Origin of the sequence: Streptomyces actinomycinicus (genome assembly GCF_016741775.1) — a bacterium.
Taxonomy (GTDB): Bacteria; Actinomycetota; Actinomycetes; order Streptomycetales; family Streptomycetaceae; genus Streptomyces; species Streptomyces actinomycinicus.
The window spans coordinates 89717-104589 of record NZ_JAERRK010000010.1 but is presented as its reverse complement, the minus strand read 5'-3'; the positions used below and the strand labels follow the sequence as shown (position 1 = coordinate 104589).

Annotated in this window: 14 protein-coding genes and 1 riboswitch; of the genes, 8 read left to right on the top strand and 6 right to left on the bottom strand. The window is 72.4% G+C overall.

Annotated elements, in window-relative coordinates; all coding sequences use genetic code 11:
* Positions 1 to 44: 44 nt before the first annotated feature.
* Positions 45 to 1892, top strand: a complete 1848-nt coding sequence (locus JK359_RS20860) for an endoglycosylceramidase (protein WP_201837748.1) — start codon at positions 45 to 47, stop codon at positions 1890 to 1892.
* Positions 1893 to 1950: 58 nt separating this feature from the next.
* Here JK359_RS20860 and JK359_RS20855 read toward each other — a convergent pair whose 3' ends face one another.
* Positions 1951 to 3204 (bottom strand): YncE family protein, encoded by a 1254-nt coding sequence (locus JK359_RS20855; protein WP_201837746.1) that lies wholly within the window; start codon positions 3202 to 3204, stop codon positions 1951 to 1953.
* 151 nt (positions 3205 to 3355) lie between these two features.
* Here JK359_RS20855 and JK359_RS20850 point away from each other — a divergent pair, with 151 nt between their 5' ends.
* Together JK359_RS20850 and JK359_RS20845 are read left to right on the top strand one after the other, a co-directional pair.
* Entirely contained in the window at positions 3356 to 4018 is a 663-nt protein-coding gene (locus tag JK359_RS20850; RefSeq protein WP_201837744.1) for a TetR/AcrR family transcriptional regulator, read from the top strand.
* Positions 4019 to 4127: 109 nt separating this feature from the next.
* Positions 4128 to 5153 carry an alcohol dehydrogenase gene (locus JK359_RS20845; protein WP_201837742.1) on the top strand — a complete coding sequence of 342 codons (1026 nt, stop codon included), beginning with the start codon at positions 4128 to 4130 and terminating at the stop codon, positions 5151 to 5153.
* A 52-nt stretch (positions 5154 to 5205) separates the two neighbouring features.
* Here JK359_RS20845 and JK359_RS20840 read toward each other — a convergent pair whose 3' ends face one another.
* The 3 genes from JK359_RS20840 to ctaD all read right to left on the bottom strand — a co-directional run bounded on the left by JK359_RS20840 (position 5206) and on the right by ctaD (position 8748).
* Complete coding sequence (locus JK359_RS20840) at positions 5206 to 6435, bottom strand: glycosyltransferase (protein WP_201837967.1); 1230 nt, start codon at positions 6433 to 6435, stop codon at positions 5206 to 5208.
* A gap of 355 nt (positions 6436 to 6790) precedes the next feature.
* Complete coding sequence (locus tag JK359_RS20835; RefSeq protein ID WP_201837740.1) at positions 6791 to 7126, bottom strand: hypothetical protein; 336 nt, start codon at positions 7124 to 7126, stop codon at positions 6791 to 6793.
* Complete coding sequence (ctaD, locus tag JK359_RS20830; RefSeq protein WP_201837738.1) at positions 7123 to 8748, bottom strand: aa3-type cytochrome oxidase subunit I; 1626 nt, start codon at positions 8746 to 8748, stop codon at positions 7123 to 7125. The genes JK359_RS20835 and ctaD overlap by 4 nt, the downstream gene beginning before the upstream one ends.
* Before the next feature lie 106 nt (positions 8749 to 8854).
* Between ctaD and JK359_RS20825 the strand changes: the two genes are divergently transcribed.
* Positions 8855 to 9448, top strand: coding sequence for an RNA polymerase sigma factor (locus JK359_RS20825; RefSeq protein WP_236678187.1), 594 nt, complete (start codon positions 8855 to 8857; stop codon positions 9446 to 9448).
* Complete coding sequence (locus JK359_RS20820; RefSeq protein WP_201837736.1) at positions 9441 to 10691, top strand: CU044_5270 family protein; 1251 nt, start codon at positions 9441 to 9443, stop codon at positions 10689 to 10691. The genes JK359_RS20825 and JK359_RS20820 overlap by 8 nt, the downstream gene beginning before the upstream one ends.
* Here JK359_RS20820 and JK359_RS20815 read toward each other — a convergent pair whose 3' ends face one another.
* Complete coding sequence (locus tag JK359_RS20815; RefSeq protein ID WP_201837734.1) at positions 10692 to 11540, bottom strand: bifunctional 5,10-methylenetetrahydrofolate dehydrogenase/5,10-methenyltetrahydrofolate cyclohydrolase; 849 nt, start codon at positions 11538 to 11540, stop codon at positions 10692 to 10694.
* A gap of 23 nt (positions 11541 to 11563) precedes the next feature.
* A riboswitch (ZMP/ZTP riboswitch) is annotated at positions 11564 to 11644 on the bottom strand.
* Positions 11645 to 11877: 233 nt separating this feature from the next.
* Positions 11878 to 12243: a nuclear transport factor 2 family protein gene (locus JK359_RS20810; protein WP_201837965.1), complete on the bottom strand. Its 366-nt coding sequence runs from the start codon at positions 12241 to 12243 to the stop codon at positions 11878 to 11880.
* A 170-nt stretch (positions 12244 to 12413) separates the two neighbouring features.
* Here JK359_RS20810 and JK359_RS20805 point away from each other — a divergent pair, with 170 nt between their 5' ends.
* The 3 genes from JK359_RS20805 (at position 12414) to JK359_RS20795 (ending at position 14718) form a co-directional block, all read left to right on the top strand.
* Entirely contained in the window at positions 12414 to 12716 is a 303-nt protein-coding gene (locus JK359_RS20805) for a hypothetical protein (protein WP_201837732.1), read from the top strand.
* 284 nt (positions 12717 to 13000) lie between these two features.
* The gene (locus tag JK359_RS20800) at positions 13001 to 14089 is read left to right on the top strand and encodes an S-(hydroxymethyl)mycothiol dehydrogenase (protein WP_201837730.1); all 1089 of its coding nucleotides are present in this window, start codon (positions 13001 to 13003) and stop codon (positions 14087 to 14089) included.
* Positions 14089 to 14718, top strand: a complete 630-nt coding sequence (locus JK359_RS20795; protein WP_201837728.1) for an MBL fold metallo-hydrolase — start codon at positions 14089 to 14091, stop codon at positions 14716 to 14718. The genes JK359_RS20800 and JK359_RS20795 overlap by 1 nt, the downstream gene beginning before the upstream one ends.
* The last annotated feature ends 155 nt before the right edge of the window (positions 14719 to 14873 follow it).

Genomic DNA, 14873 nt, shown 5'->3' with positions numbered 1-14873 from the left:
AGAAGGTATTGACGCTGTCCGGGCGCCGCCGGACTGTGGTGGACATGCCGAATATCCGGGTGCGTCTGCTGGCCGTCCTGGTCGTCCTGTGCGGATCCCTGACGGTGGCGGGCGCCCCTCCCGCCACCGCCGCCACCCCCTCCGACTCCCTCTGGTTCGACGGTGCTCCGCTCACCGTGCGGGACGGCCGGCTCACCGACGGCCAGGGCCGCGAGATCGTCCTGCGCGGCTACAACGTCTCCGGCGAGACCAAACTCGAGGAGAACGGCGGCCTGCCCTTCGCCTCGGTCGCCGACGCCCGCAAGTCCGCGACCGCGCTGCGCGCCCTCGGCGGCGGCAACGCGGTCCGCTTTCTGCTCTCCTGGGCGCACGCCGAACCCGTCCGGGGCCAGGCCGGCACCGCCTACCTGGCCGCCGTCACCGAGCAGATGCGCGCGTTCCTGGACGCCGGCATCCGCGTCCTGCCCGACTTCCACCAGGACCTGTACTCCCGCTACCTGTTCGGCAAGGACAGCTGGTACACCGGCGACGGCGCCCCCGGGTGGGCCGTCCAGGCCGGGAACTACCCGAAGGAGTCCTGCGGCATCTGCCTCTTCTGGGGCCAGAACATCACCCAGAACGCGGCCGTGCAGCAGGGCCAGTACGACTTCTGGCACAACGCCCACGGCCTCCAGGACGCGTTCCTCACCACCGCCGGGACCACCATGACCTACCTGCGCGAACACCTGACCGACGCGGAGTTCGCGGGTGTCGCCGGCTTCGATCCCTACAACGAGCCGTACGCGGGCCGCTACGACTCCGGACAGACCTCGCGCACCTGGGAGCGCGACCTGCTCTGGCCGTTCTACGTGAGGTTCCGGGCCCGCATGGACGCCGCCGGCTGGCAGGACAAGCCCGCCTTCGTCGAGCCGAACCTCTTCTGGAACGCCAACATCTCCACCCAGAGGCAGCAGGGCGGCCTGCTGGACGCGGGCGCGCTCGGCCCGGGGTACGTCCTCAACACGCACTTCTACGACCAGAAGGCCATCTCCGGCATCCTCATGTGGGGCAAGGCGGCCGACGGCCGGTACGCGGCCGACTTCGCCGCCGTCCGCGACCGCGCCGCGGCCGCCGGCACCACCGCCGTGGTCAGCGAGTTCGGCCACCCGCTGTCCGGCCTGGTGTCCGACAAGGCGCCGACAGTCCTGAAGGCCATGTACCAGGCCCTCGACTCCCGTCTGCCCGGAGCGCGTTGGTGGTCCGACCCGACCGCCTCCGGCCCGGTGCTGTCCGGCACCCAGTGGCAGTGGGACCTCTACAGCGGCCGGCACCACGAGCCGATGAACGGCGACCCCGGCAAGGTGCTCACCTCCGGCGACGCCTGGAACGACGAGGACCTCTCGGCGGTCCGGCTCGACGACGCCGGTGACGTCGTCCTGCGCCAGGACGCCCACCTCCTGGACCGCGTCCACCCGAGTGCCACGGCCGGCACCGCCCTCGCCTTCACCTACGAGGACCGCTCCCGCGACGGCTCCACCACCCTCACCTGGAATCCGGTGCCGGGTTCCCTGCCGCACGTGGCCGCCTTGGTGGGGGCGGGCCAGTACGGAGTGCTCGTATGGCGCTCCGGCAGCGGCACCGCGCCCACCGAACTGCACCTTCCGGCGTCCTTCCCCACCGCCTCCACCACGGTCGTCTCCGACCTGGGCACGGTGTACGCCCCGCCCGCCCGCACCCCGGTCGCCGTGGCACCGGAGCCGGGCGGCACGGGCAGCCGCCGGCTGCTGCTCACCGACTCGGACTCCGGCGTCCTGCACTACGCGCTGGTCACCAACGGGGCGACGGTGCCTTCGGCGGACCTGCTGGACGCGGCGCGGGCCGAGCTGGCCGCGTGGGTGACGGCCCGCTTCTGACGGTGAAGTGGCCTCCGGAGGGAGTGGGGTCACCCCGGAGGCCACGCCTGATGGACCATCAACTTCCTTCGGGAGCACTCCAGTCGGCCTGGACGTGGCCCAGCCGGACGCGCTGCGGGTGGTCGCCGACCGGTACCGACGTCACCTTCCGGCCGGTGGCGAAGTCGATCGCCGTCACCTGGTCGGCACCGCTCTCGGAGACGATGCAGTCCTTGCCGTCCCCGCTGACCGTCGCCCAGTACGGCTTGGACGCGGTGACCTGCGGGCCCTCCTGGAGCGTGGCACGGTCCACCACGGTCGCGTAGTCGTCCATGGTGCCGGCGACGCACAGCTTGGTGCCCGCGGGGTTCATGGAAATGCCGTGGTGACGCGAGTCGTTGACCCAGGTGGTGCGGTCCTCGCTGGTCGCCGGGTTCTTCGGCAGGGTCTTCATCCGGGTGATCTTGTCGGTGGCGACGTCGTACTCCAGGAAGCCGTTGAAGAACGACACCTGGAAGTACAGCTTGGACTCGTCTGGTGAGAACACGGCCGGGCGGACCGCGTCCGAGTAGTTGCGCAGCCCGAACGCGTCCAGCCGCTGCCGCATGTCGATGACCTTGACCTGCTTGTACGTGGTCGCGTCGACCACGGTGATGTGCCGGTCACCCTTGGTCCAGTCCCAGCCGGGATCGTCCAGGGCGGTGTTGACGTCACCGATGGACATGTTCCAGATGTACCTGCCGTCCGCGGTGAAGATGTTCTCGTGCGGCTTGTCGCCGGTCGCGAACGACCCCAGCTGCCTGCCGGTGCCGATGTCCAGCACGTGCACGGTGTTCGCGGTCGAGGCGGACACCGCCACCCGGGTGCCGTCGGGGGAGACGGCCATGTGATCGGCGCGGTATCCGGCAACCGGGAAGCGCCAGTTGACCTTCCCGCTGGCCAGGTCGAGGGAGACGACGTCCGCGAAACTGGGCCGGGACACCACGACCGACCGGCCGTCCGGGGTGGAGTACATGTCGTCGGTGAACTGGTCGTGGCCCTCGCCGACGCTGTTGCGGATCGCCTGGAAGTAGATCCACTTGATCGGATCGGCGTTGATCTCCGCCATCCGCGCGGCCTTGTCGGGAACGACGTCGATCCGGCCGATCCTGGCGAAGTCGCCGGAGGAGCGGATGACATCGGCGGTGCCGTCCCAGTTGTTGCCGACGAACAGCACCTCGCGCAGACCCTCGGGTGCGGCGGACGCCGGGGAGGCGGCGGTCGCCGACCCGGCCACGGCCAGGGCGAGGGCGGCGGCCAGGGAGCACAGGTGCCTGGTTCTGGAGGCGGCCATGACGGCTCTCTTTCCTCGGGGGAATCTGAACACGTGCGCATTCACAGTGAACTTACTGAAAAGTAAGGAGGGGGCCGCCTTCTCGACAAGATGTGTGCACGACAAGATTGGTGACCACCGGGGTGACCGGCGGGACGACGGAGGGGGAAGCGTGGGGGGCAGGCTCAGGGCGCCGACGGGACGCTACGGCGGCCGTACCGCCGAGGAACGGCAGGCCGAGCGGCGCAGCCGCTTCCTCGCCGCGGCGCTGCAGCTGTTCGGCGACGCCCCCGGCTACCGGGGCACCACGGTCGCCGCCCTCAGCCAGGCCGCCGGCCTGTCCACACGCCAGTTCTACGAGGAGTTCCGCACCCTCGAGGACGTCCTGGCCGCGCTGCACCTCCAGGTCAACGGCTGGGCCGAACAGGCCGTCCTGGACGCCCTCGGCGACGCCGACGGCCTGCCGCTGGCCGAACGGGCCACCGTGCTCTTCCGGGCCTACGCCCGCGGCATCACCGCCGACCCGCGCCGCATCCGCATCGCCTTCGTGGAGATCATCGGCGTCAGCCCCCGGCTGGAGGAGCAGCGCCTCGCCCGCCGCGCCCGCTGGGTCGACCTCATCCGAGCCGAGGCGGACGCGGCCGCGGCCCGCGGCGAGGCGGAGCCCCGCGACTACCGCCTCGCTGCCACGGCCTTCATCGGCAGTGTCAACGGCCTGCTGCACGACTGGACCGCCGGCTGGGTCGACGCCACGCTGGACGAGGTCGTGGACGAACTTGTCCGGCTGCTCCTCGGCATGCTGCGGCCGGAGGACTGGCGCCCCCCGAGCCGGTGAGCAACCGGTCCGCCCAGGTCAGTGGCGGCGCAGCCGGTTCGGCGCGCGGTTTCGGGCCGGAACTGGTCTGCTGGGGGAGGAGCCGCCGTACCTTTCTCCGGAGAGAGCCATGACTACCTACCGAGTCGCGCAGGTGACCGCCCCGAACGGCACCTTCGAGCTGGTCGAGCGGGAGGTCCCGCAACCCGGACGCGGTCACGTGAGGATCGCCGTCGAGGCGTGCGGCGTCTGCCACAGCGACGCTCTCTTCGTCAGCGGCGGAATGCCGGGCGTCACGTTCCCCGAAGTGCCCGGACACGAGATCGCCGGCCGCATCGAGGACATGGGCGAAGGCGTGGCGGAGCGCGGCTGGCAGGCCGGTGACCGGGTCGCCGTCGGCTGGTTCGGCGGCAGCTGCGGTCACTGCAAGCCCTGCCGCTCGGGCGACTTCATCGTGTGCGTGAACCTGAAGGTCCCCGGCTGGGCCTACGACGGCGGGTTCGGCGAGAAGGTGATCGCACCCGTCGACGCGCTGGCCCGGATCCCCGACGGACTCTCGGCGAGCGATGCCGGGCCGATGGCCTGCGCGGGCGTGACCGTGTTCAACGGGCTGCGGCGCAGCTCCGCCCGGCCGGGTGACCTGGTCGCGGTGCTCGGTCTCGGCGGCCTGGGACATCTCGGGGTGCAGTACGCGGTCGCGATGGGCTTCGAGACCGTGGGCATCGCCCGGGGTGCCGAGAAGGCCGACTTCGCCAAGCAACTGGGCGCCCACCACTACGTCGACAGCACCTCCGCCACCCCGGTCGCCGAGGCGCTGCAGTCCCTCGGCGGTGCCCGTGTCGTGCTGGCCACCGCGGGCAACTCCGAGGCCGTCACGGCCACCGTGGACGGTCTGGCCCCGCGCGGCGAACTGGTGGCCATCGGTGCGGACAGCGCGCCGCTCGGCATCAGCCCGACCCAGCTGCTGCTGTCCGGCCGGCTGGTGCGCGGCCACCCGTCCGGCACCTCGCAGGACGTCGAGGACACGATGGCCTTCAGCGTCCTGCACGGCATCCGTCCCATGACCGAGAGCGTGCCGCTGGACGGCGCGGACGAGGCGTACCGGAAGATGCTCTCCGGCAGGGCCCGCTTCCGGATGGTGCTCGACCACACCTGACGCGACGGCCGGCAGCGGCGCGGGTGCCCGCCCGCCGCCGGGCGCCGGTGTCTCAGCCGTCCAGCCGGTCCAGCACGGCGATCACCGGTGCCGCGCCGTCCTCGTCCCGGATGCGGGCCCCCAGGGCCTCGGCGCGCCGCCGGCAGGCCGGGTCCCGGGTGGCCCGTTCCAGTGCCGGGGCCAGCGCGTCCACGGTGAGCCGGCGCAGCGGTACGACGGCCGGGGCGACGCCCAGTGCGACCAGTCGGGCGGACCAGAAACCCGCGTCGAACTGCACCGGCACCGGCACGGCCGGCACCCCGGCGCGCAGCCCGGCCGCCGTGGTGCCGGCCCCCGCGTGGTGCACCACGGCGGCCATGCGCGGAAACAGCAGCGCGTGCGGCACCTCACCGATGGCCAGCATGTCGTCACCGTCGGCGGTGAGCCCGCCCCAGCCGCGCTGGATCACCCCGCGCAGACCCGCCCGCCGCAGCGCCGTCACCACTCGGGCGCTGAGCCGGCCCGCGTCGGGCACGGTGGCGCTGCCCAGCCCGACGAACACCGGAGGCGAACCCGCATCGAGGAACTGCCGCACCCGCTCGGGGAGTTGTGTGTCGGTGTCGTACGGCCACCAGTAGCCGCTCACCTCCAGACCCCGCCGCCAGTCGCCGGGCCGGGGCACCACCAAGGGGCTGAAGCCGTGCAGCACCGGCCAGTACCGGCGTTCCCGCGTCCGCCGCGCGGCACCGGCCGGCAGCGGGGGCAGACCGAGCCGCTCCCGCACGGCCGGGACGGTCCCCGCGAAGACGTGCTCGACGGCCATGCTCACCCCGTGCCCGGCCAGCCGGTTCACCGGCCCTCCCCACGAGCCGCCACCGAGCACCGCTGGGGCGAACTCCCGAGTGGCGGCCAGGGGTTGGAGATACACGCCCAGGCTCGGCAGCCGTAGCCCCTCGGCGATGGTGTGCCCGAGCGGGGCCAGCGAGGAGGACAGCAGCAGCGCGTCGCTGCCCCGCGCGGCGCCGAGCAGCCCCTCGGTCATCCGCCCCACCACGCGCCGGGCCAGCTCCACCACCCGCAGCAGCTTGCCGGCACCGCTGCTGCTGCGGTGCAGCGCCCGGCCGCGCGGCGACTGAAGCTCCGCCAGCGGATCGACCGGCAGCGCATGGAACCGCAGCCCGGAACCGGCCACCAGCGCCTCGAAGCGGCCGTGCGTGACCAGGGTGACCTCGTGCCCGGCCAGGCCGAGCCGCCGGCCCAGTCCCGTGTAGGGGGCGACGTCGCCCCGGGACCCCGCCGTCATGATCGCAACGCGCACGACGGCCAGTATGGCGGGCCGGCGCCCCGCGCGGACCCGCCGACCGGCGGCACGACCGGTTCCCGCCGGTCCCGGCCGCGGACTTCACCCGCGGCGGCACTCGTCGTCGAGCGGCCGTTCGCTGCGCGGACCCCGGTTCGGGCCGCGGGCGGTCCTGATACCGGCCGGCAGCGGCCCCCGTCCCCGCCCGGAGCACCCCGCACCCCTCGGCCCGGAGCACCCCGCACCCCTCGGCCCGGAGCACCCCGCACCCCTCGGCCCGAGCAGTCCCGCACCCCCCCAGGCCGAGTAGTCCCACGCCCCGCAGGCCGAGCAGTCCCGCACCGCGGACGGCCCCGTCCTACCCGCCGGCGGTCAGTACCAGCAGGGTCGCCGCCAGCACCGCGCACCCCAGCACACAGCAGGCCAGCAGCCGCCCGCGCAGTGCCCGGTAGCGCGACTCGTACGTCTGCCGCAGCTCCTCCGCCCGCTCGGCCGTGCGGTGCCACGAGAGGCGGGCCAGCGCCAGGTACTCGGTCTCGAACTGCCGCTCCAGGTCCTCGCGCTGGGTGTCGGTGAGCCAGCCCAGGCGGGAGCCGAGGCGGGCCGCGGCGGTGCGGCCCTCCTCGCGGGCGGCGGCCAGCAGCAGATGGCCCTCGATCTGCTGGACCAGGACCCGCTCGTCGTCGGCCGTCACCGGGCCGCCAACTCCCGCTCCGCGGCCGGCACCTCGGGGTGGTGCAGGTCGAACGCCGGGGACTCGCTGCGGATCCGCGGCAGGGCGAGGAAGTTGTGCCGCGGCGGCGGGCAGGAGGTGGCCCATTCCAGCGAGCGGCCGTAGCCCCACGGGTCGTCGACACCGACGGGCGTGCCGTACTTGGCCGTCTTCCAGACGTTGTAGAAGAAGGGGAGCAGGGAGGAGCCCAGCAGGAACGAGAAGACCGAGGAGACCGTGTTGAGCGTGGTGAGCCCCTCCGCCGCGAGATAGTCGGGGATGCGGCGCTGCATGCCTTCGGCGCCCAGCCAGTGCTGCACCAGGAAGGTCCCGTGGAAGCCGACGAACAGCGTCCAGAAGGTGATCTTGCCCAGGCGTTCGTCCAGCATCTTGCCCGTGAACTTCGGCCACCAGAAGTGGAATCCCGCGAACATCGCGAAGACGACCGTGCCGAACACCACGTAGTGGAAGTGCGCCACCACGAAGTACGAGTCGGAGACGTGGAAGTCGATGGGCGGCGAGGCGAGCATCACGCCCGTCAGCCCGCCGAAGACGAACGTGATCAGGAAGCCCATCACCCACAGCATGGGTGTCTCGAAGGACAGCGAGCCCTTCCACATCGTGCCGATCCAGTTGAAGAACTTCACGCCGGTCGGGACCGCGATCAGGAACGTCATGAAGGAGAAGAACGGCAGCAGCACACCGCCGGTGACGTACATGTGGTGCGCCCACACCGTCACGGACAGACCGGCGATCGCGATGGTGGCCGCGATCAGGCCCATGTAGCCGAACATCGGCTTGCGCGAGAAGACCGGGATGACCTCGCTCACGATGCCGAAGAACGGCAGCGCGATGATGTACACCTCCGGGTGGCCGAAGAACCAGAAGAGGTGCTGCCACAACAACGCTCCGCCGTTGGCGGCGTCGAAGACATGGGCGCCGAACTTGCGGTCCGCCTCCAGGGCGAACAGCGCGGCGGCCAGCACCGGGAAGGCCAGCAGGACCAGCACACCGGTCAGCAGCACGTTCCACACGAAGACCGGCATCCGGAACATGGTCATGCCGGGCGCGCGCATGCAGATGATCGTGGTGATGAAGTTGACCGCACCGAGGATCGTGCCGAAGCCGGACAAGGCCAGCCCCATGATCCACATGTCGGCGCCGACACCTGGACTGCGGACCGCGTCCGACAGCGGCGCATAGGCGAACCAGCCGAAGTCCGCGGCGCCCTGCGGGGTGAGGAAGCCGCCCACCGCAATGAGCGAGCCGAACAGGTAGAGCCAGTAGGCGAACATGTTCAGCCGCGGGAACGCCACGTCCGGGGCGCCGATCTGCAGCGGCATGATCCAGTTCGCGAACCCGGCGAACAGCGGGGTGGCGAACATCAGCAGCATCACCGTGCCGTGCATCGTGAACGCCTGGTTGAACTGCTCGTTCGACATGATCTGCAGACCCGGCCGGGCCAGCTCGGCGCGCATCAGCAGCGCCATCACGCCACCGGTCAAGAAGAACGCGAACGCGGTGACCAAGTAGAGCGTTCCGATGGTCTTGTGATCGGTGCTGGTGAGCCACTGCACGGCCCTGGTGTCTCTGATCCTCTTCACGCCCCGCCTGTGTCCGCACGTGGCCGGCACGTCACACTTCGACGACGCGAGGAACATCACGGAAGAAGGGTGTGACGATCCGGAAGGTGCCGGACACGAACCGAGCATGAGCAACGACGATCTCTTCGCCGCTGCCTATCGCGAGCACTACTGGGCGGTCAGCCGCTATGTCGCGAGGCGACTGCAGGGGCGGGCCGACGAGGTGGAGGAAGTGGTGGCGGAGGTGTTCACGGTCGCCTGGCGGCGCCGGGCCGACCTGCCGGCCACACCGCTGCCCTGGTTGTACGGGGTGGCCCGCAACTGCCTGGCGAACGCGGTACGCGGCTACGGCCGCCGGCGCCGGCTGGTGGACCGGCTCGGCAACGACGAGGCCGCGCACGGACGGCACATCGAGGCCGGCCCCGACACGGAGGCGCCCGGCGCCTGGGTGCACGAGGCCCTCGACCGGCTGTCCCCGGCCGACCGGGAGGTACTGCGCCTCGCCGCGTGGGAGGAGCTGGGCCCCGAGGAGATCGCGGTCGCCCTCGGATGCGGCAGCCGGGCGGCCGCCATGCGCCTGCACCGGGCCCGGCACCGTCTCAGGGCCGAGATCGACCGGATACGGCCCATGACGGCAGCCGAGCCCGCGAAGCACCCCGCCCCCGCCGTCGTCCCCGCCTCCGCCGACGCGGGCCTCTGCAAGGACCACCGACATGGCTGACGAACTCGAACTGCTGCGCCGCGCCAACCCGGTGCCGGCCGACAGCCCCGCTCTCGGCGACGGTCCGCTGGACCGGCGCGCCGAGCAGGGCCTCCAGCGGCTGCTGCACGGAGAACCCCCTCGGCCCCGCAGTGGGCTGTCGCCCGAAGCCGACTCTTCGCGGCCCCGCGGTGGGCTGTCGCCCGAAGGCGATCCTTCGCGGGCTCGTGGTGGGCTGTTGCCTGAGGGCGACTCTCCACGGGCTCGTGGTGGGCTGTTGCCCGAGTTCGACTCTCCGCGGCGCCGCACCCGGCTGTTGCCCGGGCGCCGTCCGGCGCTCCCGCTTCGGCGGCCGCACGTGGAGCGTCCACCGCGCCGGATCCGGCTGTTGCCGGCACCGCCCGGCCGTACCCCGCGCGCCCGGCTCCTCTGGGGCCTCGCCGCCACCGTCGTCGTCCTCGTGATCGCCGTCGACGCCGTGCTCGGCGGCCCGAGCACCTCACCGGCCGTCGCCGCGCCGCGGCCGCTGACCGTCCACCTCCAGTCCCGGCCCGTGCCGCTGGAGGAAATGATCGCGCTGGCCGACGCGGCCACGGCGGACCACGCGCCGGGCCTGCGCAAGGGCACGCACGTGCAGTCGTGGAGCGTCGCCCTGCGCGACGACGAGCGCCCCGTCACGCTTCCCGAGGAGCGCGTGGTGCGCTGGCGGGCGGACGGCAGCCACACGGAGCTGGTCATGGCCACCGACCCGCGCAGGCCCGGCCGCCCGGTCCTCACCGACGACGGCGACGAGCCGCGCGAGGTGGCGGACGGCCATGTCGTCAGCCGCACCACCTATCCGCCGATGTGGAGCGACGCCCCGCCCGAAGGGACCCCGCCGCACACCGCGGCGGCCCTGCGCGCCTACCTCACCGAAGTCGTCCGCCCCGGGAGGCACCGCGGCACGGCCCCGCTGAGCACCCCCGAACTCCTGGAGGCCGTGGGCGAACTGCTCGACCACTGGACCCTCGGTGCCCGCGAGTCGGCGGCCCTCGTCCGGCTGCTCGCCCGGGCCGACGGGCTGCGGCCGGCCGGCGAGGTGACCGACCGCCTCGGCCGCCCCGGCCACGCCTACGAGTACCAGAGGGCAGGCATCCGCCGCCTGCTGATCCTGGAACCGCGCACCGGTGCCGTGCTCGGCATGGAGGACACCGCCACCGAAGACGATCCCGAGTACGGTGTGCGGGCCGGGGACCTCATGCAGTACCGGGCCTGGATGCGCTGATCACACGCCGAGCTGCCGGGCGGCGGCCGCCACGGTCTGCTCCAGCAACGTCGCGATCGTCATCGGACCTACCCCGCCCGGCACCGGCGTGATCAGTGAAGCCCGCTCCACGGCCGAGTCGAAGTCGACGTCGCCGACGTTGCCCGCGTTGTACCCGGCGTCGATCACCACCGCGCCGGGCTTGAGGTCCTGCCCGTGGATCAGCCGGGGCCGGCCGACGGCGGCGACGACGATGTCCGCCTCGCGGACCGCCGCCGACAGGTCCCGGGTGCGCGAGTGGCAGTACGTCACCGTCGCGTCCCGGGCCAGCAGCAGCATCCCCACCGGCTTGCCGAGGATGGCGCTGCGGCCCACCACCACGGCCCGCTTTCCGGCCGGGTCGACGCCGTACTCGTCCAGCAGTCGCAGGATGCCGCCGGGCGTGCACGAGACGAAGCCCGGCAGTCCGAAGCTCATCGTCGCGAACGACGCGAAGGTGACGCCGTCGACGTCCTTCTCCGGGGCGATGGCCTCGAACGCGGCCCGTTCGTCGACGTGGTCGCCCACCGGGTGCTGCAACAGGATCCCGTGCACACCCGGATCGGCCGACAACTCCCGCAGGGTGCCCACGAGTTCGGCGGTGCTCGTGTGTGCGGGCAGGGCCACGCGGCGGGAGGCGATGCCGGCCGCGCGGCACCGGTTCTGCTTCATGCGGACGTAGGTCACGGACGCCGGGTCCTCGCCGACCAGCACGGTCGCGAGACATGGTGCCGTACCGGTGCGTTCGGTGATGCGGGCGGCCTGCTGCGCGGTCTCCCCGACGACGCGGCGGGCGAGCGCGGTGCCGTCCATGAGGCGGGCCTGGGTCATGCTGCACACTCCTGAGCTGGATCGACTCTCGCCCAGGCGCGCGGCAACCACCACGGACCGCTCCCCGGTGGTTCTCCACCTCAGCGCCAGTCACGGCCCGCGTACAGCGTAACCGAGCGCTCGCGGCACCATCCGGCCGGTCAACACCGTCCGGTCAGCACCGTCCGGCCGGTCAACACCGTCCGGTCAGCACCGTCCGGCCGGTCAGCGCCGCCTGGCCGCCCGGTCGCCCGGTTTCGTCCGGGAGGTCAGCGCCGCCCGGCCTGCCCCGCGGGCCGCACGCGCGCCAGCGCCGGACGGTGCCGTACCCGGCCGCGTCCTACCACCTGGCCGCGTCCTACTCGTCCCAGGCCTGGATGATCAGCTGGTCGACGATCTTGCCGTCCCGCAGCCTGACCATCGACTCGGCGAGCACCCGGGTGCCGTCCGCGTACTCGCAGGACTCGCTGTAGGCGGCGCGGTCTCCCTGTACGACGCACTGCTCCAGCTTGTGCGTCATGTCGCGGCGGTAGATGTCGTCCAGCAACTCCGCGATCTTGCCCCGGCCGCGCAGGACCGTGGGGTGACTGGGCTGGTTGTCATGGTCGACGATGCGGATCTCGGCGTCGTCGGCGTAGAGCGACAGCAGGTTGTTGCCGGTGTTGCCCTCGATGGCCCGGCGCAGTGTCTCGGTGCCGAAAACGGACCCCGTCGCGGTGCCCATGGTGACCTCCTTCAGGCCCGCGGCCCGGCGCGGAGCGGGCCGCACGGACCCCTCCTCCGAGGCTCCTCCGCCCGGGCGGTCCCGGCAAGCGCAGCCGGGCCGCTCCGCCTCACGGGTGAGCGCCGACCACAGCCCGTGTCCGGCCGGGGCCCGCCGCCGTTGCACGAAGCATGATTTCAACACGACGTATCGCCGCCGCCGTCGGTCTGGCCGCCGGGATCGCCGGCCTCGCCGTACCGTCGGCGAACGCGGCCGAGGCCGGCGCACCGCTCGTCGGCAAGCTCGGCGCGCCGACCATGCTCGACACGCTCGCCGTCAGCGGTATCCCCGAGTCGCAGCAGGGCCGGGTCCCGCGGGTCAGCGAACAGATGCAGTCGCTCGAGCACCTCAAGGAGCTGAACCAGCTCAGCCAGGTGGAGCAGGTCCTCGCGCCCGCCGCGCCCCTGCTCGGCCTCGTGGGCGCCGTTCACTGACCCGGCCCCGGCCATGAGGGCCGCCCCCGCCGGGGGCGGCCCTCACCGCTGCCCGGGCCGCCCGGCACCGCCCGGCACCGCCAGGGGCGCCCCCGGCACCGACCGGGCCACCCCGAGCAGGACGGCCTGTCGCGAACGGCACACCCCGCAGCGCGAGTTCGGCAGGCGCATCCCCGGTGGCCGCGTGGCCGGAAAGATCCACGATCACCGTCGTGGCCCGTCCCGCTACCGATCGGTCGCGCGTAGTGTCGGCCACGAAGGCAATCGAAGGAAGGGGCCAGAGCATGGCGCAGGAAGTCCGCGGCGTGATCGCACCGGGGAAGGACGAGCCCGTACGCATCGAGACGATCGTGGTGCCGGACCCCGGCCCCGGCGAAGCCGTCGTACAGATCCAGGCCTGCGGCGTCTGCCACACCGACCTGCACTACAAACAGGGCGGCATCTCCGACGACTTCCCCTTCCTGCTCGGTCACGAGGCCTCCGGAGTCGTCGAGTCGGTCGGCGAAGGCGTCACCGACCTCGCCCCCGGTGACTTCGTCGTCCTCAACTGGCGTGCGGTCTGCGGACAGTGCCGGGCGTGTCTGCGCGGCCGCCCCTGGTACTGCTTCGACACCCACAACGCCCGGCAGAAGATGACCCTCGCCGCCACCGGGCAGGAACTCTCCCCGGCCCTGGGCATCGGCGCCTTCGCCGAGAAGACGCTGGTCGCCGCCGGCCAGTGCACCAAGGTCGATCCGGCCGTCTCCCCGGCGGTCGCGGGACTGCTGGGCTGTGGAGTGATGGCCGGCATCGGCGCCGCGATCAACACCGGCGGCGTCGGCCGGGGCGACTCGGTCGCCGTCATCGGCTGCGGCGGCGTCGGCGGCGCGGCGATCGCCGGATCGAACCTGGCCGGCGCGGCGAAGATCATCGCCGTGGACATCGACGACCGCAAGCTGGAGACGGCCCGGACCCTGGGCGCCACCCACACCGTCAACTCCAAGGAGACCGACCCGGTCGCGGCGATCCGCGAGCTGACCGGCGGATTCGGTGCCGACGTCGTCGTCGAGGCCGTAGGCCGCCCCGAGACCTACCAGCAGGCCTTCTACGCCCGCGACCTCGCCGGCACCGTCGTCCTCGTGGGCGTCCCCACCCCCGAGATGAAACTCGAACTGCCCCTGCTCGACGTCTTCGGCCGCGGCGGCGCCCTGAAGTCCTCCTGGTACGGGGACTGCCTGCCCACCCGCGACTTCCCCATGCTCATCGACCTCCACCTCCAAGGCCGCCTGCCCCTCGACGCGTTCGTCACCGAGACGATCCGACTGGACCAGGTGGAAGAGGCCTTCGAGCGGATGCACCACGGCGACGTGCTGCGCTCGGTGGTGGTGTTCTGATGACCGTGCGCATCGAACGTCTCGTCACCGCCGGGCAGTTCACCCTCGACGGCGGCACCTGGGACGTGGAGAACAACGTGTGGATCGTCGGCGACGAGCGGGAGGTGATCGTCATCGACGCCGCCCACGACGCCCGGGCCATCGCCGACGCCGTCGACGACCGGCGCCTGATCGCCATCGTGTGCACGCACGCGCACAACGACCACGTCAACGCCGCGCCGGAACTGGCCGACCTCACCGGCGCCACCATCTGGCTGCACCCCGACGACCTGCCGCTGTGGAAGCAGACCCACCCGGACCGCGACCCCGACCGGCACCTCCTCGACGGCCAGGTCATCGAGGCGGCCGGGGCCGACCTCACCGTGCTGCACACCCCAGGGCACGCCCCGGGCGCCGTGTGCCTGTACGACCCCGGCCTCGGCACCGTCTTCTCCGGGGACACCCTCTTCCAGGGCGGCCCGGGCGCCACCGGTCGTTCCCACTCCCACTTCCCGACGATCATCGACTCCATCCGCGACCGGCTCCTCACCCTCCCGCCGGAGACCAAGGTCCTCACCGGCCACGGGGATTCCACGACCATCGGCGCCGAGGCACCCCACCTGGAGGAGTGGATCGCACGCGGCCACTGAGCCCCGCCCGCCCCCCGGCCACGCACGTTCCGCGCGCACGACACCTGAGACGACACCCGACGCGACACCTGAGACGACACCCGACGCGACACCTGAGACAACGCCCGACGCGACACCTGAAACGACACGCGGCACGACGCCCGGCACGACACGCG